Source organism: Streptomyces sp. NPDC029014, assembly GCF_055564695.1.
In genome coordinates, this window is the sequence record NZ_JBVHVT010000077.1 from 23821 (window position 1) to 43902 (window position 20082).

The following is a 20082-nucleotide window of genomic DNA, read 5'->3' on the forward strand; positions in this document are numbered from 1 at the left end:
CCTTGTACCCGTTCTTCTGCGATATCAGCCGGACAGGGGAAGTCGATGCCTGCGCTGCGACGGATATCAGATCCACTCCCGTTTCCGGGCGATGCGCAGCGCATCGATGCGGGTGCGTGCACCCGTGTTGACGACGATGGTCGAAATGTAATTGCGGACCGTCCCTTCGGACAGGGAGAGCCGTGCGGCGATCTCCTCCACCGTGTCGCCGCGGTCGAGGTGTTCCAGCACGGACAACTGCCGGGGCGTCAGCGGGCAGTCCCCGTTGGACACGGCCGCGACCGCCAGCTCGGTGTCGAAGGCCCGCTCGCCCCGGTGTACCAGGTGCACGGCCTCGAAAAGGCGCTCGGGCGGGGCACTGCGCCGCACCATTCCGTCGATTTCCCCGGTGAAGGCCCTGCGGACAACCGGCCGGACGCAGGCGGTGGCGACCAGCAGCGTACGGACGTCCGGAAGGATGGCGATCTTCTCCGCGACGTCGACGGTTTCCTCGTCCCGGCCGTCGAAACTGACGAGCACGACGTCGGGCCGGTTGAGTTCGGCGAACTCGAGTGCGGCGTAGACGTTGTCCGCCGATCCCACGATCCGGATGTCCGGACACCCTTCCAGTAACGCCGTGAGCGCATATCGGGACAGGGTGAGGTCATCGTGGACCAGCACATCGACACTCATTCGATTCCCCCTGTGAATTGAGACGATGCAGCGACAGCGTGGCCGTGGGGCCGCTGAACGAGCACGACCCGGGAGTCGCGGGCATACCGGACACCCTTGCACGGGGATGCGCTCCCGCCGCCGAAACGACCGCCGCCTCTGTCAGCTCGCGCCCGGCGGGCGCCCGGCGGCCGGCAGCACCAGGGACACGGCTTCGGCCCCGGGCGGGGTGCCGGGGCCGAACCGGGGCGTTCGCTACGGAAGCGGTCTCAGAGGGAGGGCCAGGAGGTCCACACCGTGCGGTGGACCGCCCAGCTCGCCGACCTTCGTCCAACCCCACCGCCGGTACAGGTCGCGCGCCGACGCCCTGCTCGACGCGGCGAGGACGGCGAACGGCTCGGTGCGGTCGGCCAGCAGCAGGTCCAGCAGTTCCCGGCCGTGCCCGCGACCGCGCGACTCCCGGACGACCGCGAGCTCGTAGACGTAGAACAGCGGACGGCGCAGCCACGGCGGCGCGGGCGCGGTGGCGCGCGGGTGCCACCACCCCTCCTCGCGGCGGACGCCGTAGGCGAACCCGGTGAGCGCGCCGTCGTCGGCGACGGTGGTCACGGAGAAGCCGGGCAGCACCGCGTGGCCGGCCAGCTGGTGTGCGAAGCCGTCCGCGGCCGCCGCGTCCTCGTGGTACGGCGGCTCGCGGTAGACCCGGTGGTAGACGTCGCGGAACGCCTCGGGGCTGCGGACCTCGGACCCGCGCTCAGGCATCGACGGTCTCGCGCTGGACGTGCGCGGGCAGTACCCGGTGCAGTCGCCGGAGCACCACGATCGCGGCGAGGCAGCACAGGCACAGCGCGAGCCACGGCAGGCCCGCCCCGCGCGCCAGCAGCCAGGTGAACACGGTGGGCGCCAGCACCCGGGCCAGGCTCCACATCAGCTCCTCCGACCCCAGGTACCGGCCGCGGAGGTGCTCCGTGGCCATCCCCACGATCAGTGCGCTGCTGGTCGGGGCCTGGAGCAGCTCCGCGACCGTGAAGACGACCATGCCCAGCACGAGCCCGCCGAAGGCCAGCCCGGCGTGGTCGCCGGGGACCGCGGCGAACAGGCCGAAGGACACCATCCACAGGACGGCCGCCACCTGGAGTACTGCGGGCCGCCGGTACCGTTCGACCGCCTTGGCCAGTGCGGTCTGCGCCAGCACCACCATGACGGTGTTGATCGCGAACAGCATGCCCGGCTGCCACGCCGGCAGCCCGCGCGCCTCGATCACGTACGCGCTCAGCAGCAGGGTCAGCGCGAGGTCGCACAGCGCGAACACCCCGACGGTGACCAGGACTCCGAGGAACGCCCGGTCGGCGAGCACCTCCCGGTACCCGCCGCGCCGCTCCTGCGCCCCGTCCCCGTCCCCGGCCGGGGCCGGGGCCTGGGCCTGGGCCTGGGCCTGGTCGGCTCCGGCGCCGGCGCCGGCGGGGCGGGGGACGGTGGTCCGGCGCCAGGTCGCGACCAGCCCGGCCGCGAGGAGGAACGACACGGCGTTCAGCGCGACCACGGCGGTGTAGCCCGAGGTGCCGCCCCAGCCGACGAGGGTGCTGCCCACCAGTCCGCCGGCGCCGATCCCGGCGTTGCGCAGGGAGCGGTCCATCGCGTACCAGCGCGCCCGGTGCCCGTCGTCGGCCACCTGCGCCACCAGCGCGAAGACCGCCGGCCGGAACAGGCTGTCGCCCCACAGGGTGGCCGTGACCAGCACCACCAGCTGCCAGGGGGTGTCGGTGAACACGTAGGCGGTGAAGGTCAGGACGCGGATCAGGTTGCTCGCGACGAGCACGCCCCGCGGCCCGAACCGGTCGATCAGCCGGCCCCCGAGCGGTCCCGCGGGCAGCGAGAGCAGCGCGCCGGTGGACAGCATCAGGCCGACCGTGGTCAGGGGGATGCCCTTGGCCGTGTGGAAGTACACGACGGCGAACGGGAGGAAGAGCCCGGTGCCCAGGGCGTCGACGACCTGGGCGACGATCAGGGGCCTGCGGCCCTTGGTGTTCGGCAGGCCGAGTGTGTCGGTGACAGCCATCGGTTATCCCTCACGCGTGGGGCAGTGGAAAGACGTTGAACTCCTCCTCGGCCAGCGGGTGTGACCGCCAGCCGAGCCGGACGCCGGCGCTGCCGATCCTGCCGTCGCCCCACATGGGCATGCCGGCGGGGAAGTTCGACACGAGGCCGGGCACGATCGTGTGGGCGGCGCTGAACCCGGCCGCTTCGGCGTCACAGGTCGTCAGGTCGACGCTGATCACTTCAAATCCGCGGGCCTCGACCCGCTCGCGGTACGCCGAGAGGCTCCGCTGCGCGAGGGCGGGCAGTCCGTCCCAGGTGCGGGTGGGGAGGTCCCGGACCCAGGGTGCGACCCGCTCCTGGGCCCGCGGGTCGAGGTGGAGCTGCTGCTGGCACAGCAGGTCGCGGACGTCGGCGAAGTCCGGGCGGTAGGAGTCGAGGTAGCGCCGGTCGGCGCGGTACGGCTTGAGGTTGCCCAGGTGCGGCAGGTCCGCCAGGCCGCCCGCCAGTGCCTTGTCGTCGTCGAGGAAGTGGCAGGTGTGGTGCAGGGTGAAGCCTTCGGCGAGGGCCTTCTCCGCCGCTTCCTGCGGGTCGGGACGGGTGGCGAAGCCGATGGCCAGCCACCCGTGGGCGCGGTCGCGCACGACTGCGGCGAGCACCGGGACGTCGAACTCGTTGTCCAGGTGGATGAGGGTGATGTCGTAGGCGTCCGCGCTGTCGGCGACCAGCCCGCGGATGCGGTCGGGGACCGGCAGCCGGGGGAGGCGGGCGGCGTTGGCCCACCAGAGCATGGTGGTGTCGCGCTCGATCACCTCCTCGAGCCCCGAGGTGACGGCGTGCTCCTCGGTCACCCCGCAGGCCACGCCGGCCACCAGGGGGTCGGAGTAGGCGACCGGGTCGTGTTCTCCGTGTGCGACCAGGAAGGCGGGCACCCACACCGGCTCGCCGGTCGTCCACGAGCGGCCCTCGACCCAGGCGCACTCCGCGTCCACGGTCAGCGGCGCGAAGGGGAAGCCCTCGCTGCGGTACTGCCGCTGCGAGTACAGGTGCAGCCGGCGCGGGTCGAGCGCGGGCACCCCGGCCCGGCGCAGCTGGGCGTGGCTGCCGAACCGGAGGCGGTCCTCGGGCAGTCGGCTGCCGCAGTAGCGTTCGACCGCCTCGCCGACGGCACTGCGGCGGGCGGCGTCGAAATCGGTCCAGGACGTGCCGAACGCCTGCCGGTCGTTGGGCCAGTCCGCGACGCGCCGCATGTCGGCGACGTCCACGGCGCACACCCGCAGCTGCGCGGGCATGCCGGGGCGGGGCGCCAGCTCCTGGACGCCGGTCACCACGCCGACCTGGTCGTCGACGAGGAGGTCGGCCTCGGCGTCGCCGCGCACCACGGGCCGCGGGCGCGTCGGGACCGGCAGGACGGTGCGTTCGATGCGGCCGAACCGGCGGGGGTCGAGCTCGACCTCGCCGACGGTGGTGGCCTCGCCCGTGGTCCAGCGCTCCAGGCAGGTGGCCAGCTGCGCCGCGGTCCAGCGGACGTCGCCGGCGCGGAGCCGGTGGCCGGCCGGCTGCGGCGCGGCCCGCACGGCCTCGACGATCCTCGGGTCGTGCGCCGCGGAGAGCCGGCGGTCCAGCACGTCGGCGAAGTCCGCCGTCACACCGGGGATGACGGCGGGACCGAGGACGGCCCGGCCGCGCTCGTGGCGCAGCGGCAGCCAGCGCAGGCCGAGCCGGGCGCACAGCTCGTCGATGCGGCTCAGTTCGCGGTGGGCGGGGTACGAGAAGGCGGCGACGAGCACGGTGTCGCGGACGTCGACGGCGGACAGGTCGTCCGGGGCCGGCCCGACGTGTGCGTAGCCGGTGGCGCCCAAGGCGTGGGCGAGGGGGCCGGTGAGGTCCGGAGCGCCGGTGACGAGGACCGTGGTGCGCGCCACGCGCGCCGCCCGCTCGGCGTCGAGGGCGGCCTCGGCGGGGCGCAGACAGCCGTCGTGCCGCAGGACGTCGAGCACTTCGGCGTATTCGGGGGCCATTCCCGCCAGGAGTTCGCTGCGGGTCCTGGTTCCGTCGCAGCGCGCCAGCCACGCGCGGAACTCGGCCGGCGGGGCGGAAATGTAGAACTGCCCGCCGTTCGGGGTGGCGAGGAAGCACAGATCCTGTTCGAGGTCGTATATCTCGGCGTCCACGAGTTCCAAAGCGGTGTCGTCCGCCGGCATTTCAGCCCCCATGGAAATGACTCCTTATACAAAGGGCCACGGTCCCGGGGGGAACCCGGGACCGTGGTCGAAGGACCTCAGAAGGTCACCGTCACTTGGCGACCGAGCGGTTGTGCACGACGGCGCGGTTGTGGACGACCGCACGGTTGTGGACGACGGCACGGTTGTGCACGACGGCGGTGACGACGTTGGCCTTGACGGTCGAGATCATTGGAATACCTCCCGTTTAGCTGTCGGTGACGGGAAAAACGTTACGGGTATTCACCGCGACTGCCCAGGTGTATTCCTCACGTATCTTTATGGATACTGCACGGGTCGCGGGAGGCGCGGTCCGGGAATGCGTCAGGTCCAACCGACGTGCGGCGGTGCGCAGTTCGCGGCGGAGGGCGGGCGGCTCGTCGACCAGGGAAACCGGGGCGGATACTTCCGCGGCCCGCCCCGCCGTCGCACGGCCGTGCGGCCCGTTGCGGGTCGCTGCGGCGTTCGAGCCGCGCTACGGGCGCGCGGATTAGGCTTCGCACATGACGACGCAGAAGACAGGCCGTGTGAGTGTGGAAGCGATGCTCGAGGACCTCAGGACGCTCGTCGAAACCGAGTCGCCGTCGCGCGACCCCGATGCCCTGACGGCTTCGGCGAAGGCCGTCGCCGGCGTCATCGAGCACCGTCTCGGCGGGCACGCCGTCCTCGTCGACAGCGAGGCCGGACCGCACGTCCACTGGTCGGGCGGCGGCGAGCCCAAGGTCCTGATCCTCGGCCACCACGACACCGTGTTCCCGCTCGGCACCCTGGAGCGGCGTCCGTTCGCCGTCGAGGACGGGCACGCGACCGGCCCCGGGGTCTTCGACATGCTCGGCGGCCTGGTGCAGGCCGTGCACGGGCTGGCCGCCCTCGACGACCGGTCGGGCGTGGAGCTCCTGGTGACCGCCGACGAGGAGGTCGGCTCCCGGTCCTCGCGGGCCCTCATCGAGGAACGGGCCCTGGCCTGCGGGGCGGTGCTCGTGGTCGAGGGCGCCGCGGACGGCGGCGGCCTGAAGACCGGCCGCAAGGGCTGCGGCTCCTTCCACGTCTCGATCACGGGCCGGGCCTCGCACGCCGGCCTCGAACCCGCCGCCGGGGTCAACGCCCTGGTCGAGGCGGCGCACCAGGTGCTGGACATCACGGCGCTCGGCCGGCCCGGCATCGGTACCACGGTCACGCCGACCGTCGCCGCCGCGGGCACCCTGGACAACGTCGTCCCCGCCGAGGCCACCGTCACCGTCGACGTGCGGGTGGAGTCGGACGACGAGAAGGAGCGCCTCGAATCGGCCTTCGCCGCACTGACCCCGCACCTCGACGGGGCGGAGATCACCGTGGAGGGGTCCATCGGCCGACCCCCGATGCCCGAGTCGGCGTCCGCAGAACTCTTCGCGCTGGCAAGGAAGTTGCTGCCAGGCCTCGAAGGCCGGGCGGTCGGCGGCGGCAGCGACGGCAACTTCACCGCCGCCCTGGGCGTACCCACCCTCGACGGGCTCGGCGCGGTGGGCGGCGGCGCCCACGCCGACCACGAGTACGTGGTGGTCGAGGCGATGGCCGAGCGCGCGCAGCTGGTGGCCGGCCTGGTCACCGCCCTGCAGAACGCCTGACGCGGACACCGGCGCCGGGGATGACGCGCGTCGTGCGCGGGCTCACCCTGCCGGACGGGGCGACCGGGGCGAGGGAGCGTTCGCCCATCACGACGCGCCGGGCGAGTTCCGCGACCGGGAGCGGCTCGTCAAGGTTCTCGCGAGCCCGGGCGAGCACGTCGGCGAGGCGCTCGCCCCGCCCCTCCTCCGGGACGGGGACGGCCAGGTCCTGGGGCCTGCCCGCCGTCGCGGCGCGAGGGCAGCACCATGTCCCGGGCGATGTGGTCGGCCACGGCGGCTCCGCGCTCGCGCCGGACCAGGTGCAGGCACAGGTCGGCGCCGGTGGCGGCGCCCGCACCGGTGGCGATCCGCCCCTCGCCGAGGTAGAGGGCATCGGGTTCGACGGTGACCCCGGGGTGGGTGCGGGCGCTCGGGAGTGGCCGCCGCGACGTACTGCGGGCCTCCCGGCCGCGGGTGCCGGCCGCCGCGGACCTGATGGTGCCCGGCCACGGCGTCCGTTCCCGACCGACTGCACCGCACCGCGCCGACTTCGGGGTAGACACCGTCTACCTCCCGCTGGTAGACAGTGTCTATGGACGCTGAGGGCTCCCTGCGGGAGCGGCTGGTCGACGTCGGCGTGGAGCTCGTACTGACCGAGGGTTCCGCGTCGCTGGGGCTGCGCGAGATCGCCCGCCGGGCGGGAGTGTCGCACGGGGCGCCGCGCCGGTACTTCCCCACGCACCACTCCCTGCTGTCCGCTATCGCCCGGCGCGGCTTCGAGGACCTCGCGGCCCGGGTCGGGGCCGCGGTCGCCGACACGGCATCGCCGCGGGCCCAGCTGCGGGCCGTCGCACGGGTGTACATCGGCTACGCGCTGGAGCGGCGCGGCATGTTCGAGCTGATGTTCCGGCACGACCTGCTCGACAGCGAGCAGCACGCCTCGGGCGAACGGCGGCTGCGCCAGTCGACGGTCCCGATGTTCGAAGGCGTCGTCGCCCTCGTCGCCCGCTGCGGCGCGGAGCAGGGCGCCGGGAACCGCCCCGGCGCGGCGGACGCGCCCCCGCCCCCCGCCGTCACGGCCGCGGCCCTGTGGTCGAACCTGCACGGCATCGCCCAACTCTGGGCGTGGGGCAGCCTGCAACTCGCCCTCGGCGCCACGGCACCGGACGCCCCGCCGGACCACGACCCGCTCGACCAGATCATCACGGCGGCGCTGGACGCCCACCTGGGCCCTGACCGCCCCGGAACCCACGACACGAAGGCCAAGTGACATGCACACCGACCCCGCGGACGACGACGGCACCGGGACCACCGACTACGACACCTCGGAGATGCTGCGCCAGGTGTTCCTGCGCGCACTGACCGTCCCGCCCCCTCAGGGAAAGGACCCGGTGCCGCATGTCTGAGCCCCTCGGCACCGATCGGCTGCTGGCCCTGGACCGGCAGCACGTGTGGCATCCCTACGGCCCCATGCCCGGACGGACGGACCCGCTGGTCGTCGACTCCGCCGCCGGGGTGAGGCTCCGCCTCGCCGAGCCGATCGACGACGTGGACGAGCTGGTCGACGGCATGTCCTCCTGGTGGTCGGCGATCCACGGGTACAACCACCCCGTGCTCAACGCAGCGGCCCGGGCCCAGTTGAACCGGATGAGCCACGTCATGTTCGGCGGGCTCACGCACGAGCCCGCGGTCCGACTGGCCGCCCGGCTCGTGGAGATCACCCCGGAGCCGCTCCAGCACGTCTTCTTCTCGGACTCCGGCTCGGTCTCCGTCGAGGTCGCGATCAAGATGTGCCTCCAGTACTGGCGTTCCGCCGGCCGGCCGCTCAAGCGGCGGCTGCTCACCTGGCGCGGCGGCTACCACGGCGACACCTGGCAGCCGATGTCGGTGTGCGACCCGGAAGGCGGTATGCACGCCCTGTGGTCGGGCGCCCTGCCCCGGCAGGTGTTCGCCGAGGCTCCCCCGGCCGGATTCGACGCCGCACCGGACGCGGCGTACACGGCGCACGTACGGCAGCTGATCGCCCGGCACGCACACGAGCTGGCCGCCGTCATCGTCGAGCCGGTGGTGCAGAACGCGGGCGGAATGCGCTTCCACTCCCCTGCCTACCTGACGGTGCTGCGGGAGGCGTGCGACGAACACGGCGTCCTACTGGTCTTCGACGAGATCGCCACGGGCTTCGGCCGCACCGGGGCGCTGTTCGCGGCGGAACACGCCGGCGTCTCGCCCGACGTCATGTGCATCGGCAAGGCCCTGACCGGCGGCTACCTCACCATGGCGGCGACGCTGTGCACGTCGCGGGTCGCGGAGGGGATCTCGCGCGGCGAGGTCCCGGTGCTCGCCCACGGGCCGACCTTCATGGCCAACCCGCTCGCGGCGGCGGTCGCCAACGCCTCCCTCGACCTGCTGCTCGGGCAGGACTGGCGGCGCGAGGTCGAGCGGATCGGGACCGGACTGCGTGACGGACTGGCCCCGGCAGCCGCGCTGCCCGGTGTGCGCGACGTCCGTGTCCTCGGCGCCATCGGCGTGGTGCAGTTGGACCAGCGCCTCGACGAGGCCGCCATGGCCGCGGCGACGCGGGCGGCCGCCCGGCAGGGGGTGTGGTTGCGCCCCTTCGGTGATCTGCTGTACACGATGCCGCCGTACGTCACCACGGACGCCGACGTGGCCGGGATCTGCGCGGCGGTGCGCGCCGCTGCGGCGGCGGCCACGACGGCCGGGTCCCGGTCAGAGGGCGGCTCGCCGTGAGCCGGTTCCTCGCGGTGGCGGGTGCGGCGGGCGTCGGCGCCTTCACCGGATGGTGGGCGACGGGCCTGTGGCAGTGGGCCATCGAGTCGCATGAGCGGTCCTGCGCGGACAGCACCACGGTGTGCCTGACGCCCTATCCGTTCGCCGGCTTCGCCAGTTGGCTGGTCCTGGCCCTGGCCGTGTTCTTCTTCGCGCTGCGGCCGCTGGGCGTCGGGCCCCGGGCGGCGACCGTCCCCGCCAGCGTGTTCCTGCAGACGTTCTCCCTGGCGGTTCTCGCCCTGTTCTCGCGGGAGGAGTACGTGGAGCTGTCCGCGGCGGTCCTGGCGCTGCTGGGCATCGGACCGGCGCTCGTCGCCATGTGCACGGTGCCCGGATGGCGCCGCGGCGGAGTCGCCGGCATCGGAGTGCTGCTGGCCGCGGGGCTCGTGTCGTACGTCTGCACGGTCGGCTGACGGAGCCGGGGCCGCTATCGGACCGGGCCGGCCACCGTCTCGATGGGCGGGGGCGGCGACGGGTCCTCCTTGCGGGTCAGGTCCGCGAGTTCCTCCGGCGGTTCGGCGCCGTCCCGGACGGCCGCGACATAGGCCTTCGCCTCCCGGAGGCCCAGCCGCGGGGCCTCCTTGCGCAGATGGCCCATCGCGGCCACGGCCCCGGCGGAGTCCACGAGCGCGCGCACCGCGGCGGCCAGTGGATCGGGCCGCGGGGTGCCCTTGTGGCGGAGGTACTGGTCCTCCCAGCCCTCGCCGTCCCACCAGACGGCGGGGACGTAGTGGATGCTCCCGTCGTACCGGTCCACCAGGTAGTGGCCGCCGACGAAGCTGCCGGTCCTGCCGGTCCCGGCGGCGCGGCGGGCCTGCTCCGCCGAGCGCCAGAAGACGAGCCAGCCGACGCTGTGCTCCTCCACGTGGTAGAGGTCAGGCGTCGGGGGCGGCCCGCTCCACGGCCATGTCGGCAGCTCCCCCTCCAGGAAGGATCCGACGAGTTCGACGGCGCGCTCCCGGGACATCACGTCCTCGTCCTCCGTCACGGGTCAACCGGCCTTCGGCAGGGCGGTGAGGATGCGGTCGGGCCGGCCGGCGTCACGGGCCCCGAGGGTCGGGTAGAAGCGCCACTCTCCGTCGCGGAGCTCGGCAACCGGGTCGGACCAGTCCTGGTGCGGTTCGGGGTCCACGACGTGCGTGGTGGCGGTGGTGACGTCGTGGATCGCCAGCGAGAGGATCGCGATCGTGCCCATGCCGACGTGCCCCTGGAGCGGGTGGTCGTCGGGTCCGGCCGTCTCCGTGACGAAGAAGCGGTCGGCCACCCAGTAACCGCCCTCGTCCAGGAAGCTCGGCGCCTCCACCCGGACCCCGTCCACCCACAGCATCACCCGCGACCACGGTCCTTGGAGGGCCACCGCCCGGTGCCGGTCGTCGGCGGTGAACGCGACCCGGATCCCGAAACGGGTGAAGCAGTCGACGAAGCGGCTGCACGCACCGGCCACCGGGCCGTGACGCTCCGCCGGCCGCTCGCCCGCCGGCGGCGGGACGGGGTCCAGCGAGCAGGTCTGCGGCTCCCGGCAGGAGCGGTCGACCCGCCGGCTGCAGCCGAGGCCCAGCGCCGCGAAGTCGCGGGGGGCCAGCTGCGAGAGCAGCTCGCCCAGCCGCTCGCAGTACGCCTCCTCGCCGATCCGATCGGTCTGCTCGGCCGCCTGCGCCCACCACTGCCGGACCGCGCGCACTCCGGGCGAACGGCTCAGCCGATCCTGCCACGGGTCGGCTTCCGGGTCCGGCGGTCCCGGCGACCGTACGGTGTCGGGCTCCGCGCCCGCCTCCGCCCTCTTCCCCTGCCTGCGCCACGGCCACATCGCGACCACCCCCGCGGCCGATCGTATGCTCCGGCCGCCTCCGGACGCCCACGGATTATGGCGCCGGGCGGGGCTCCGGAGCTCGTCCGAAGGGGTGATTGTCGGGGCGACTCACCGGTCCCGGGGACCGTGGCGGCGATCATGAGCAGCACGCATGCGACCGCGTGCACCGGGATCTCAGAAGGGCCGGCCATGTCCGACAGGATCACGATCGACACCGACGTGTGCATCGGCAGCAGCCAGTGCGCTCTGCGTGCGCCCACGGTGTTCACCAGCGACGACGACGGCTTCGGGATGGTGATTCCCGGGCGCGAGGACGGCGGCGGCGACCCCATGCTGAAGGAGGCCGCCCGGGCCTGTCCCGTCCAGGCGATCACCCTCCCCGGCGCGTGACCCCGCGCGTGACCTCCGCCTGGCTGCCGCCCGAGGAGTTCGCCGCGACCCTGCCCAAGGCGTCCGCCTTCGCCTGCCTGTTCTTCACCGACGAACAGGAGCGGCCGGTGCAGCTGCGGGCGGTGTACTCGCGCACCCACCCCTGGCAGTGGCCCGGCGGCTGCATGGAGGAGGGCGAACGGCCCTGGGAAACGGCGCTGCGCGAGTGCCGGGAGGAGACCGGCATCGTCCACGGCGGCCCGCCGCGGCTCCTGGCCACGGTCTTCGGCCTGCCGGGCAGGCGGTGGCCGCTCAGCTCGATCGGCTTCGTCTTCGACGGGGGCCGGCTCACCGCCGAGCAGATCGGGCGCATCACCCTGGACCCGGCCGAGCACGACGACGTACGGGCGCTGCCGCTCGACCGGTGGCGGGCCCTGATGCCGCCCCGGGACTTCGAACGGTTGGAGGCCGCCATGGAGGCCCGCCGGACCGGGACCGCCACGTACTTCGACACCTGGGACTGGGGGGACTGAGCCCCGGCCGGACAACGCCCCCACGACTGGCCTGAAAAGGCGTCACGCCGCGGCGGCAGGCGCGCGTACTCTGCGGCGGTTGCGCACAGCGTCGATCCGGGGGGCCGGTCATGTTCCAACGTCGGGGGTTTGCCGTGGTGGCGGCCGTGGGGGCGGTCGTCGCACTGGTGGGCGGCTGCCAGGATCCCGCGCCGGCCGGGAAGGGCAAGGGCGCGGACAAGCCGTCCGCGGCCGCCCCCGCGGCGGCGCCCTCGCCGGGCGCGGCCGGGCCGGTCATGCCGTCGCTGGTCGGGCAGAAGTACGCGGACGCCGAGACGGCCGTGAGGAAGCTGGTCACCGCGCCGATCGAGGCGCGCAGCGCGTACGCCGACGTGCAGCTCGCCGCCGACCGCGCCCAGTGGTCCGTGTGCTTCCAGACCCCGGCCGCCCAGAGCCCGGTCACCGCGACGACGGCCGTCGAACTGTCCCTGGTGGCGCCCGGCACGCCCTGTCCCGCGCAGGCGGGCGCGACGCTGCGGCCGTCGAAGGCCCCGGCCACCTCTCCCGCCCCGTCCGCCCCGAAGCCGGCGGCCTCGAAGCCCGCCTCCGGCGGCGGGACCGGCGGGTCCGGCAGTTCCGGCGGCTCGTCGGGCGGTGGCGCCGTCGTGTACAAGAGCTGCGCGGAGGCGAGGGCGGCGGGCGCGGCCCCCATCCGGCGCGGACAGCCGGGCTACAGCCGCAACCTCGACCGCGACAACGACGGCATCGCCTGCGACAAATAGCCCGAACTGGTGAACTGGAGATTGGCCGGTTTCGGCCCGACGGTCCGGCGGACCTCGCCCGCCCGGGCGGGAGCGTGCAGAATCGGCCTGTCGGTGACGGTGTCGAGGGGCGGCGGCTATGGCAGCAGTGGAATCGCAGGCGCGGGCGGGCCGGGGCCCCGGCGCGGAGGTGCCCTCGCTCGAGGGGATCCCGCTGCTGGGCTCCCTGCTGGACCTGAAATCGGACTCGCTCGGCACCTACCTGCGCGCCCAGGCGCAGCACGGCGACGTCGTCCGCATCACCGCGGGCCCGCCCGGGCTGCGGGCGGATCTGTACTGCGTGTTCTCCGCCGAGGGCGCCCAGCAGGTCCTGGCCGCCCAGTCGACCAACTTCCGCAAGGACAACACCTTCTACCAGGAGCTCCGGGAGTCCTTCGGCAACGGCCTGCTCACCAGCCAGGACGAGGACTACCTGCGCCAGCGGCGGCTGGTGCAGCCCCTGTTCACCAAGCGGCGCGTGGACGGCTACGCCGGCGCCGTCGCCGAGGAGACGCAGGCCACGCTCACGGCGTGGGAGCAGGCCCCCGGCGGGATCGTCGACGTCTCCGACGAGATGATGGAGCTCGCCCTGCGCGCGGTCGCCCGCATCCTCTTCGGCACCGACGTGGACGCGACCGTCGACGTCGTCGACCGGTGTTTTCCGGTCATCACCGAGTACGTGCTGCGTCGCGGCTACTCCCCCGCCAACGTCCCGCGGAACTGGCCCACGCCCGGCAACCGGCGGGCCGCCGCCGCGATGGACGAGCTGTACGCCGTCTGCGACCGGATCATCGCCGAGCGGCGCACCGCGGGCACCGGCTCCGGCGCGGGCGAGGACCTGCTGAGCCTGCTGTCCGCCGCCGGCAGCACGCAGGACGGCGAGTTCGACGCCGCCGAGCTGCGCGACCAGGTGCTGGTCTTCCTGCTGGCGGGGCACGAGACGACCGCGACCTCCCTCGCCTTCTCCCTGCACCTGCTGGGCCGGCACCCCGAGCACCAGGCACGGGCCCGCGAGGAGGTCCTGCGCGTCCTGGGCGACCGTACGCCCGAGGCCGCCGACCTGGAGCGGCTGCCGTACCTCACCCAGGTTCTCAAGGAGGCGATGCGGCTCTACCCGGCGGCCCCGGTCATCGGCCGCAGCGCCGTCGACGCCACCGAGATCGGGGGACACGCCGTCCCGGCGGGCTCGAACGTGATCCTGGCCCCGTGGGTGACCCACCGCAACCCGCGGTACTGGCCGGACCCGGAGCGCTTCGACCCGGACCGGTTCACCCCGGAGGCGGAGGCCGGGCGGCCCCGCTACGCCTGGTTCCCGTTCGGCGGCGGCCCCCGCGCCTGCATCGGGCAGCACTTCTCGATGCTGGAGTCGGTGATCGCGCTGGCGATGCTGCTGCGGGCGTACGAGGTCGAGGCCGTGGACACCGAGGTCCCGGTCAGCGCCGGGATCACCCTGCGCACCCACGGCCCGACGCGCTGCCGGATCCGGAGGACGGCCGGGTAGCCGCGGTCTGCGGCGATCATGGGCCGGGTGAGCGAGGAGACCCTGGGGAGCCTGTCCCCGTACGCGCGCAGGCCGCCCCGCGCGATACTGCCCGGCTCCCCGGCCGGGCCGCACCTGCTGCAGCGGCTCGCGGAGTTCTGCCTGATCCGGTTCCTGATCGCCCTGCCGGACGACCTCGCCGGCGCACTGGCCGCCCTGCTCGAGCCCTTCGAGCGGGCCGCCCGTCTGCTGGGGCGGCTGTGGCACGGCCCCGGCCGCAGCGGCGGCTGGGACAGCGAGGCCGGCCGCCTCGCGCTGGCCCTGCACGGGTTCCACTGGACGCGCTGGCAGACCGAGACCGGGGCGCCGCCGGGGGCCTTCACCGCGGAACCGGGCAAGGTCACCGTCCGGCCGCCCTGGGGCCGCGGCGACGCGGCCCGCGAGGCCTACGCCGCCGCCTGCGCCCTGCGCCGCGTCCCCCGGCTGCGGCGCCGCCCGGCCCGGGTGGACCTCGCCTTCGCCGACGGCTCCTGGCTGGCCCTCGCCATGAACACCCGTACGGACGCGGCCCGCCTGCGCGCGGACCTGAGCGGCTGAGCGTCGGGGGCGCCCGCCCCGGCTACACCAGCACCCCGGCGAAGAACATCGCCCCCAGCAGGGCGTACTGGGCGAGGCAGCACACCAGCAGTACCGCCTGGAGCCACCGGGGCAGCTCCTTGACGAGCACCAGCCCGACGAACATCTGCGCGTGGTTGCGGTACCAGGACATCTCCGCGCCCGCGAAGAACGGAACCAGGAAGATCACCACGGTCAGGACCAGGGCGGCCCACTCCTCGACCGCGAGCCGGCGGTCCCGGACGAGCCGGAGCACGGCCGCGGCGGCCACGAGCAGGACGAGGGCCGCGTTGAGCCAGAACTGGGGCCGGTGCGCGGCGAGGGCGTGGTCGACCAGCCACGGAAGCCGCCCCTCGGGGGTGTACCAGTGGCCGAACGGGAAGTCGTAGGACTTCCGCATCTCGGTGAAGGGCTGGCGCAGGCCGCCCTGCCCGTAACTGGACGCCTGGATGGCCTCGTACGCGTCCCAGCGGCCCGTGGCCCGCCACATCAGCCACTTCGCCCAGAGCACGCCGCAGGCGGCGACGGCCGCCGACAGCCCGGCCTTCGCGCACCGCACCGGCCGGGTGTCCCCGGGCCAGGCGAAGCACGCGCTCAGCAGCAGCATGGCGACGACGGCGGCCGCGCCGACCAGGTGGCAGGCCGCGGCCACGAAGCCGCCGGCGGCGGCCAGCGGCCAGGAGCCGCGCTTCACCCCGGCGGTGCAGACCAGCAGCGCCAGTGTGCCGAGGGCGATCGGGAACATCGCGTGGAAGTAGACGCCGCCCGGGAAGACCGCGCCGATGGCAAGGGTGAGGCCGGTGGACCAGGTGGGACGGGCGCCCATCAGCCACCACAGCACGGCGAACATCCCGAGCAGCGCCGCCTCGGTGACGACCACGGCGGCGGTCTCGTAGGAGAGCCCGGTGGCGGACAGCACCCGGACCGCCATGGGGTAGCCGGGGAACCAGGCGACGTTCCCGCACAGGACGTCGGGGAAGTCCGGGTGGCGTTCCCTGCACCGGAACAACTCGTAGCCGGTCCTGGCGATGGACAGGTAGTGCTCGGAGTCCCAGCGGCGGCGGCTCCCCGTGGACCAGTAGGAGACGGCGGACCCGTCGCCGGCCACGGAGGCCGCCGCGACCAGCCAGGTGACGACGTTGGAGAGCAGCCATGCGGCGAGCGGGGGCAGCCATGCCGCGGGCCGGGGCAGCAGGGCGGGCCGCCGGTCGCGGCGCGCCGGCCGGTCGGGGGCGGCCGGTGCGGGGTCAGCGTTCACGTCAGGGCCAGTGTGGCGAACGCCGCCCGCGGCCGCATGCGGACGCGCTCGGGGACGTTCAGGCGGCGGTCGTCGTCTGGTGGCCCTTCAAGCGCGCGAGGTCGGCCGGGCGGACCCGGATGGCGAACAGCGCGATGGCCGCCCCCACCAGGGTGAACGCGGTCGCGACCACGAAGGCGGCGCTGACGCCCGCGGTGAGGACCACGTCGCCCCACGGGTCCGGGAGCCGGCCGGTGCGCCGGAACGCGATCTGCTGCGCCGGGGTGGCGGTGGCCATGAAGTCCGCGACCTGGGCGGGGGCCTCGTTGCGGCTGGCCGTGCCGAAGACGGTGACGAGGACGGACAGGCCGAGCGACCCTCCGACCTGCTGGGTGGTGTTGAGCAGGCCGGACGCCGCGCCCGACTCGCGCTCGGCGACGTTCGACAGCGCCATCAGGGTCAGGGACACGAACTGCAGGCCCATGCCGAGGCCGAAGAACAGCATCGGGCCGAAGATGCTGCCGAAGTAGCCGGAGTGGACGTCGATCTGCGTCAGCCAGCCCAGGCCGACCGAGCAGGACAGGGCGCCCCCCACCATGAAGGGCTTCGGCCCGAACGCGGGCAGAAGCCGCGAGGTGACGCCCGCGGCGATGGCGATGATCACGCTCACCGGCAGGAAGGCGAGCCCGGCCCGGAGCGGGCTGAAGCCCAGCACGTTCTGCACGAAGAGGGTCAGGAAGAAGAACATGCCGAAGATCGCGCAGGCGAGGAAGAGCATGGTCCCGTAGGTGCCGGCCCGGTTGCGGTCGGCGAACATGTGCAGCGGGGTGATCGGCTGGACCGAGCGGCGTTCGTTGATGACGAACAGGGTCAGCAGGACCACGGCCGTGCCGAAGGAGGCCAGGGTGAACGGGTCGCGCCAGCCGTCCTGGGCCGCGCGGATGAACCCGTAGACGAGCGAGACCATGCCGACGGTGGACAGCAGGGCGCCGGCCAGGTCGAAGTGCCCGGGACGGCGCGCGGACTCGTGCAGGACCCTGGTGGCGAGGGTGCCGACGACCAGGGCGATGGGGACGTTGACGAAGAGCACCCAGCGCCAGTCGAGCCATTCGACGAGGACGCCGCCGGCCAGCAGCCCGATCGCGCCGCCGGCCGCGGAGACCCCGGCGAACACGCCGAACGCCCGGTTGCGGGAGGGTCCTTCGCGGAAGGTGGTGGTGATCAGGGCGAGCGCGGTCGGGGAGGCGACGGCCCCGCCGACGCCCTGGAGCGCCCGGGCGCCCAGCAACTGGGCCTCGTTCTGGGCGAGTCCACCGAGCAGCGAGGCCAGCCCGAAGAGCAGGACGCCGAAGACGAAGACCCGTTTGCGGCCGAGGATGTCGCCCGTGCGGCCGCCGAGGAGCAGCAGCCCGCCGAAGGCGAGGGTGTAGGCGCTCACGACCCAGGACAGGCTCTCGGTGGAGAAGCCGAGCGAGGTCTGGATGTGCGGCAGCGCGATGTTCACGATGGTGATGTCGAGAACGACCATGAGCTGGCACGAGCCGATGACGAAGAGTGCGAGCCCGCTCCCGTTCCCGCGGACCGCGCCGTCGGTCCACTTGCCGGTCGGCGAAGCGTTCGCGTCCACGCTCCCGACGCTAAACCTGCTCCCACCGGTGCACCACTCCAATGGAGTACGGCTCGTACGGCTCGTAGGGCGTGTGCAGTGTGCCATTTCACATGGCACACTGCCGTCCATGGACGACTTCCTCAGGCTCTCCGCCCGTACGGCCCGCTTCACGTACGGCGCCCCGCGTGCGTTCTCCTTCGGCGACGACGGCCGGCTGCTCTGGTTCCTGCGCTCCTCCGGCCCCGCCGACGCCCACGACTCCCTCTGGATCCTGGACACCGCCACCGGCGCCGAAACCCAGCTCGCCGACCCGCGCGAACTCGCCCCCGGACCCGGATCCGGCCCGCTCCCCGTCGCCGAGCGGCGGCTGCGCGAGCGGACACGGCTCACCGCCGCCGGGATCGGCTCGTACGCGCTCTCCGGCGACGGGCGGTGCGCCGTCTTCGCCCTCCACGGGCGGCTGTTCACCGTCGCGTACGGGGCCGAGGCGCAGCCGGCCGCCGCCGGGGCCGCGGCCGAGGCGCAGCCGGCCGCCGCCGGGGCCGGAGCCGCCGCCGGAAGTGCCCGGCAGCCCCGAGAGGTGCCCGCCGCCGGGCCCGCCTTCGACCCCCGCCCCAACACCGACGGCTCCCGCATCGCCTACGTCACCGACGACGCCCTGTACACCGCCCCCGGCGGGCGGGTCAGCCCCGACGACGGGGCCCGCTGGGGCGTCGCCGAGTTCGCCGCCGCCGAGGAGCTCGGCCGCTCCCGGGGCCACTGGTGGTCCCCCGACGGGGTCACCCTGCTGGCCGCCCGCGTCGACGAGACCGCCCTCCAGCGGCGCCACTTCGCCGACCCCGCGCACCCGGAGCTGCCGCCCGAGGACTTCGCGTACCCCGAGGCGGGCGGGCCCAACGCGGACGTCCAACTGTGGGTCCTCGGGCCGGGCGGCCACCGGGTCCGGCTCGACTGGGACGCCGAGCGCTTCCCGTACGTCTCCGACGCCTCCTGGGAGTCGTCCGAGGAGGTCCTGCTGACCGTCCAGGACCGGCTCCAGAGGTGCGTCCTGCTGCTCGGCGCCGACCCCGCCACCGGCCGCACGCGGGAGCTGTCGCGCACCACCCACCCCCAGTGGGTCGACCCGCTGCTGCCCGGCACCCCGGCCCGGCTCCCCGACGGGCGCATGCTCACCGCCGCCGACACCGCCGGCGGGGCCGCCCGGACCCTGGCCCTCGACGGCCGCCCGCTCACCGGCGACGGCGTCCAGGTCCGCTGCTTCGCCGGCGTCCACCAGGGCCGGCTGCTGGTCGAGGCCGGGCTGCGCGACCCCGCCGAGCAGCAGGTGCTGCTGATCGACCCGGACACCGGCGGCTTCGACGTGCTCGCCGACGACCCCGACGTCCCCACCGTGCACTCCGTCCTCGCCTCCGCCGGGACACTGCTGCTGACCGCCGCCGGCCGCGAGGGCGTACGCCGCACCGTGCGCACCCCCGACGGGCGCGAGTTCACCCCGGCCGACCACGCGGCGCCGCTGCCCTGGCGGGTGGCTCCCGTACTGGAGCGGGTCACCGAGCACGGGGTGCCCACCGCGCTGGTGCTGCCCCGCGGCCACGTCACCGGGCATCGGCTGCCGGTGCTCGTGGACGGGTACGGCGGCCCCGGCTTCCAGGACGTCAGCGCCGAGCCGCGCCGCTGGCAGCACCGCCAGTGGTGGGCCGACCAGGGCTTCGCGGTGGTGACCGTCGACAACCGCGGCACCCCGTACGTCTCCCCCGCCTTCACCCACGCCATGTACCGCGGGTTCTCCGAGGTCACCCTGGAGGACCAGGTCGCCGCCCTGCAGGCGCTCGGCGCCCGCCACCGCGACCTCGACCTCGGCCGGGTCGGGGTGCGCGGCTGGTCGTACGGCGGCTACCTGTCCGCACTCGCCGTGCTGCGCCGCCCGGACGTCTTCCACGCGGCCGCCGCCGGCGCCGCCCCCACCGACTTCCGCCACTACGACACCGCGTACACCGAGCGCTACCTCGGCCTGCCCCAGGAGCACCCGGAGGTCTACCAGCGGGACTCGCTGATCCCCGACGCCCCGAAGCTGACCCGGCCGCTGCTGCTGATGACGGGCCTGGCCGACGACAACGTCCACCCCTCGCACACCCTGCGCCTGTCCCGGGCGCTGACGGACGCCGGCCGCCCCCACCAACTGCTGGCCCTGCCCGGGGTCACGCACATGACCCCGGACGGCACCCGGGAGAAGCTCATGGCGTTGGAGCTGGAGTTCTTCCGCCGGGAACTCGCCGGCTGAGCCCCGGGGGGGGGGGGGGGGGAGGGGGGGGGGGGGGGGGGGGGGGGGAGGGGGGGGGGGGGGGGGGGGGGGGGGGGGGGGAGGGGAGG

At 74.2% G+C, this 20082-nt stretch carries 19 protein-coding genes; 11 read left to right on the forward strand and 8 right to left on the reverse strand.

The window, feature by feature from the left end:
• Positions 1–66: 66 nt before the first annotated feature.
• The 4 genes from ACZ4VL_RS31805 to ACZ4VL_RS31820 form a co-directional block, all read right to left on the reverse strand.
• Positions 67–672 (reverse strand): LuxR C-terminal-related transcriptional regulator, encoded by a 606-nt coding sequence (locus tag ACZ4VL_RS31805; RefSeq protein WP_468206862.1) that lies wholly within the window; start codon positions 670–672, stop codon positions 67–69.
• Positions 673–906: 234 nt separating this feature from the next.
• Positions 907–1413: a GNAT family N-acetyltransferase gene (locus ACZ4VL_RS31810; protein WP_468206864.1), complete on the reverse strand. Its 507-nt coding sequence runs from the start codon at positions 1411–1413 to the stop codon at positions 907–909.
• A complete protein-coding gene (locus ACZ4VL_RS31815) occupies positions 1406–2710 on the reverse strand; it encodes an MDR family MFS transporter (protein ID WP_468206867.1) in 1305 nt (434 codons plus the stop codon). Before ACZ4VL_RS31815 ends, ACZ4VL_RS31810 begins: the two co-directional genes overlap by 8 nt.
• 10 nt (positions 2711–2720) lie before the next feature.
• The gene (locus tag ACZ4VL_RS31820; RefSeq protein ID WP_468206871.1) at positions 2721–4904 is read right to left on the reverse strand and encodes a YcaO-like family protein; all 2184 of its coding nucleotides are present in this window, start codon (positions 4902–4904) and stop codon (positions 2721–2723) included.
• A gap of 509 nt (positions 4905–5413) precedes the next feature.
• On the opposite strand from ACZ4VL_RS31820, the gene ACZ4VL_RS31825 reads away from it, so the two are divergent.
• From ACZ4VL_RS31825 to ACZ4VL_RS31845, 5 genes are all read left to right on the forward strand, one after another.
• Positions 5414–6514, forward strand: a complete 1101-nt coding sequence (locus ACZ4VL_RS31825) for a M20 family metallopeptidase (RefSeq protein WP_468206874.1) — start codon at positions 5414–5416, stop codon at positions 6512–6514.
• A 571-nt stretch (positions 6515–7085) separates the two neighbouring features.
• On the forward strand, positions 7086–7763 hold the full coding sequence (locus tag ACZ4VL_RS31830; RefSeq protein ID WP_468206877.1) for a TetR/AcrR family transcriptional regulator: 678 nt from the start codon (positions 7086–7088) through the stop codon (positions 7761–7763).
• Position 7764: 1 nt separating this feature from the next.
• On the forward strand, positions 7765–7899 hold the full coding sequence (locus ACZ4VL_RS31835; protein ID WP_468206880.1) for a hypothetical protein: 135 nt from the start codon (positions 7765–7767) through the stop codon (positions 7897–7899).
• Positions 7892–9241 carry an adenosylmethionine--8-amino-7-oxononanoate transaminase gene (locus ACZ4VL_RS31840; protein WP_468206883.1) on the forward strand — a complete coding sequence of 450 codons (1350 nt, stop codon included), beginning with the start codon at positions 7892–7894 and terminating at the stop codon, positions 9239–9241. The genes ACZ4VL_RS31835 and ACZ4VL_RS31840 overlap by 8 nt, the downstream gene beginning before the upstream one ends.
• Complete coding sequence (locus ACZ4VL_RS31845) at positions 9238–9693, forward strand: hypothetical protein (RefSeq protein ID WP_468206885.1); 456 nt, start codon at positions 9238–9240, stop codon at positions 9691–9693. The genes ACZ4VL_RS31840 and ACZ4VL_RS31845 overlap by 4 nt, the downstream gene beginning before the upstream one ends.
• Positions 9694–9707: 14 nt before the next feature.
• On the opposite strand, the gene ACZ4VL_RS31850 is transcribed toward ACZ4VL_RS31845, so the two are convergent.
• Complete coding sequence (locus tag ACZ4VL_RS31850; RefSeq protein WP_468206888.1) at positions 9708–10268, reverse strand: YrhB domain-containing protein; 561 nt, start codon at positions 10266–10268, stop codon at positions 9708–9710.
• 3 nt (positions 10269–10271) lie between these two features.
• Positions 10272–11087: a hypothetical protein gene (locus ACZ4VL_RS31855; protein ID WP_468206891.1), complete on the reverse strand. Its 816-nt coding sequence runs from the start codon at positions 11085–11087 to the stop codon at positions 10272–10274.
• A 192-nt stretch (positions 11088–11279) separates the two neighbouring features.
• Here ACZ4VL_RS31855 and ACZ4VL_RS31860 point away from each other — a divergent pair, with 192 nt between their 5' ends.
• From ACZ4VL_RS31860 to ACZ4VL_RS31880, 5 genes are all read left to right on the forward strand, one after another.
• Complete coding sequence (locus ACZ4VL_RS31860; protein WP_361089503.1) at positions 11280–11480, forward strand: ferredoxin; 201 nt, start codon at positions 11280–11282, stop codon at positions 11478–11480.
• Entirely contained in the window at positions 11477–11992 is a 516-nt protein-coding gene (locus ACZ4VL_RS31865; RefSeq protein WP_468206894.1) for an NUDIX domain-containing protein, read from the forward strand. The genes ACZ4VL_RS31860 and ACZ4VL_RS31865 overlap by 4 nt, the downstream gene beginning before the upstream one ends.
• Positions 11993–12102: 110 nt before the next feature.
• A complete protein-coding gene (locus ACZ4VL_RS31870) occupies positions 12103–12753 on the forward strand; it encodes an excalibur calcium-binding domain-containing protein (protein WP_468206896.1) in 651 nt (216 codons plus the stop codon).
• A 118-nt stretch (positions 12754–12871) separates the two neighbouring features.
• Positions 12872–14272, forward strand: a complete 1401-nt coding sequence (locus ACZ4VL_RS31875) for a cytochrome P450 (protein ID WP_468206897.1) — start codon at positions 12872–12874, stop codon at positions 14270–14272.
• 27 nt (positions 14273–14299) lie between these two features.
• On the forward strand, positions 14300–14848 hold the full coding sequence (locus ACZ4VL_RS31880; protein WP_468206900.1) for a hypothetical protein: 549 nt from the start codon (positions 14300–14302) through the stop codon (positions 14846–14848).
• Between the two features lie 22 nt (positions 14849–14870).
• Here ACZ4VL_RS31880 and ACZ4VL_RS31885 read toward each other — a convergent pair whose 3' ends face one another.
• Positions 14871–16124, reverse strand: coding sequence for a hypothetical protein (locus ACZ4VL_RS31885; protein WP_468206903.1), 1254 nt, complete (start codon positions 16122–16124; stop codon positions 14871–14873).
• 58 nt (positions 16125–16182) lie between these two features.
• A complete protein-coding gene (locus ACZ4VL_RS31890) occupies positions 16183–17730 on the reverse strand; it encodes an MFS transporter (RefSeq protein WP_468206905.1) in 1548 nt (515 codons plus the stop codon).
• A gap of 109 nt (positions 17731–17839) precedes the next feature.
• Here ACZ4VL_RS31890 and ACZ4VL_RS31895 point away from each other — a divergent pair, with 109 nt between their 5' ends.
• Positions 17840–19993: a S9 family peptidase gene (locus ACZ4VL_RS31895; protein ID WP_468206908.1), complete on the forward strand. Its 2154-nt coding sequence runs from the start codon at positions 17840–17842 to the stop codon at positions 19991–19993.
• Positions 19994–20082: the final 89 nt, after the last annotated feature.

Bases quoted from the DNA above. Each gene is read 5' to 3' on its own strand.
- ACZ4VL_RS31825 (WP_468206874.1), top strand. From the start codon at position 5,414: ATGACGACGCAGAAGACAGGCCGTGTGAGTGTGGAAGCGATGCTCGAG.
- ACZ4VL_RS31875 (WP_468206897.1), top strand. From the start codon at position 12,872: ATGGCAGCAGTGGAATCGCAGGCGCGGGCGGGCCGGGGCCCCGGCGCG.
- ACZ4VL_RS31855 (WP_468206891.1), bottom strand. From the start codon at position 11,087: ATGTGGCCGTGGCGCAGGCAGGGGAAGAGGGCGGAGGCGGGCGCGGAG.
- ACZ4VL_RS31835 (WP_468206880.1), top strand. From the start codon at position 7,765: ATGCACACCGACCCCGCGGACGACGACGGCACCGGGACCACCGACTAC.
- ACZ4VL_RS31830 (WP_468206877.1), top strand. From the start codon at position 7,086: ATGGACGCTGAGGGCTCCCTGCGGGAGCGGCTGGTCGACGTCGGCGTG.
- ACZ4VL_RS31805 (WP_468206862.1), bottom strand. From the start codon at position 672: ATGAGTGTCGATGTGCTGGTCCACGATGACCTCACCCTGTCCCGATAT.
- ACZ4VL_RS31810 (WP_468206864.1), bottom strand. From the start codon at position 1,413: ATGCCTGAGCGCGGGTCCGAGGTCCGCAGCCCCGAGGCGTTCCGCGAC.
- ACZ4VL_RS31895 (WP_468206908.1), top strand. From the start codon at position 17,840: ATGGACGACTTCCTCAGGCTCTCCGCCCGTACGGCCCGCTTCACGTAC.
- ACZ4VL_RS31860 (WP_361089503.1), top strand. From the start codon at position 11,280: ATGTCCGACAGGATCACGATCGACACCGACGTGTGCATCGGCAGCAGC.
- ACZ4VL_RS31815 (WP_468206867.1), bottom strand. From the start codon at position 2,710: ATGGCTGTCACCGACACACTCGGCCTGCCGAACACCAAGGGCCGCAGG.
- ACZ4VL_RS31820 (WP_468206871.1), bottom strand. From the start codon at position 4,904: ATGGGGGCTGAAATGCCGGCGGACGACACCGCTTTGGAACTCGTGGAC.
- ACZ4VL_RS31870 (WP_468206896.1), top strand. From the start codon at position 12,103: ATGTTCCAACGTCGGGGGTTTGCCGTGGTGGCGGCCGTGGGGGCGGTC.
- ACZ4VL_RS31840 (WP_468206883.1), top strand. From the start codon at position 7,892: ATGTCTGAGCCCCTCGGCACCGATCGGCTGCTGGCCCTGGACCGGCAG.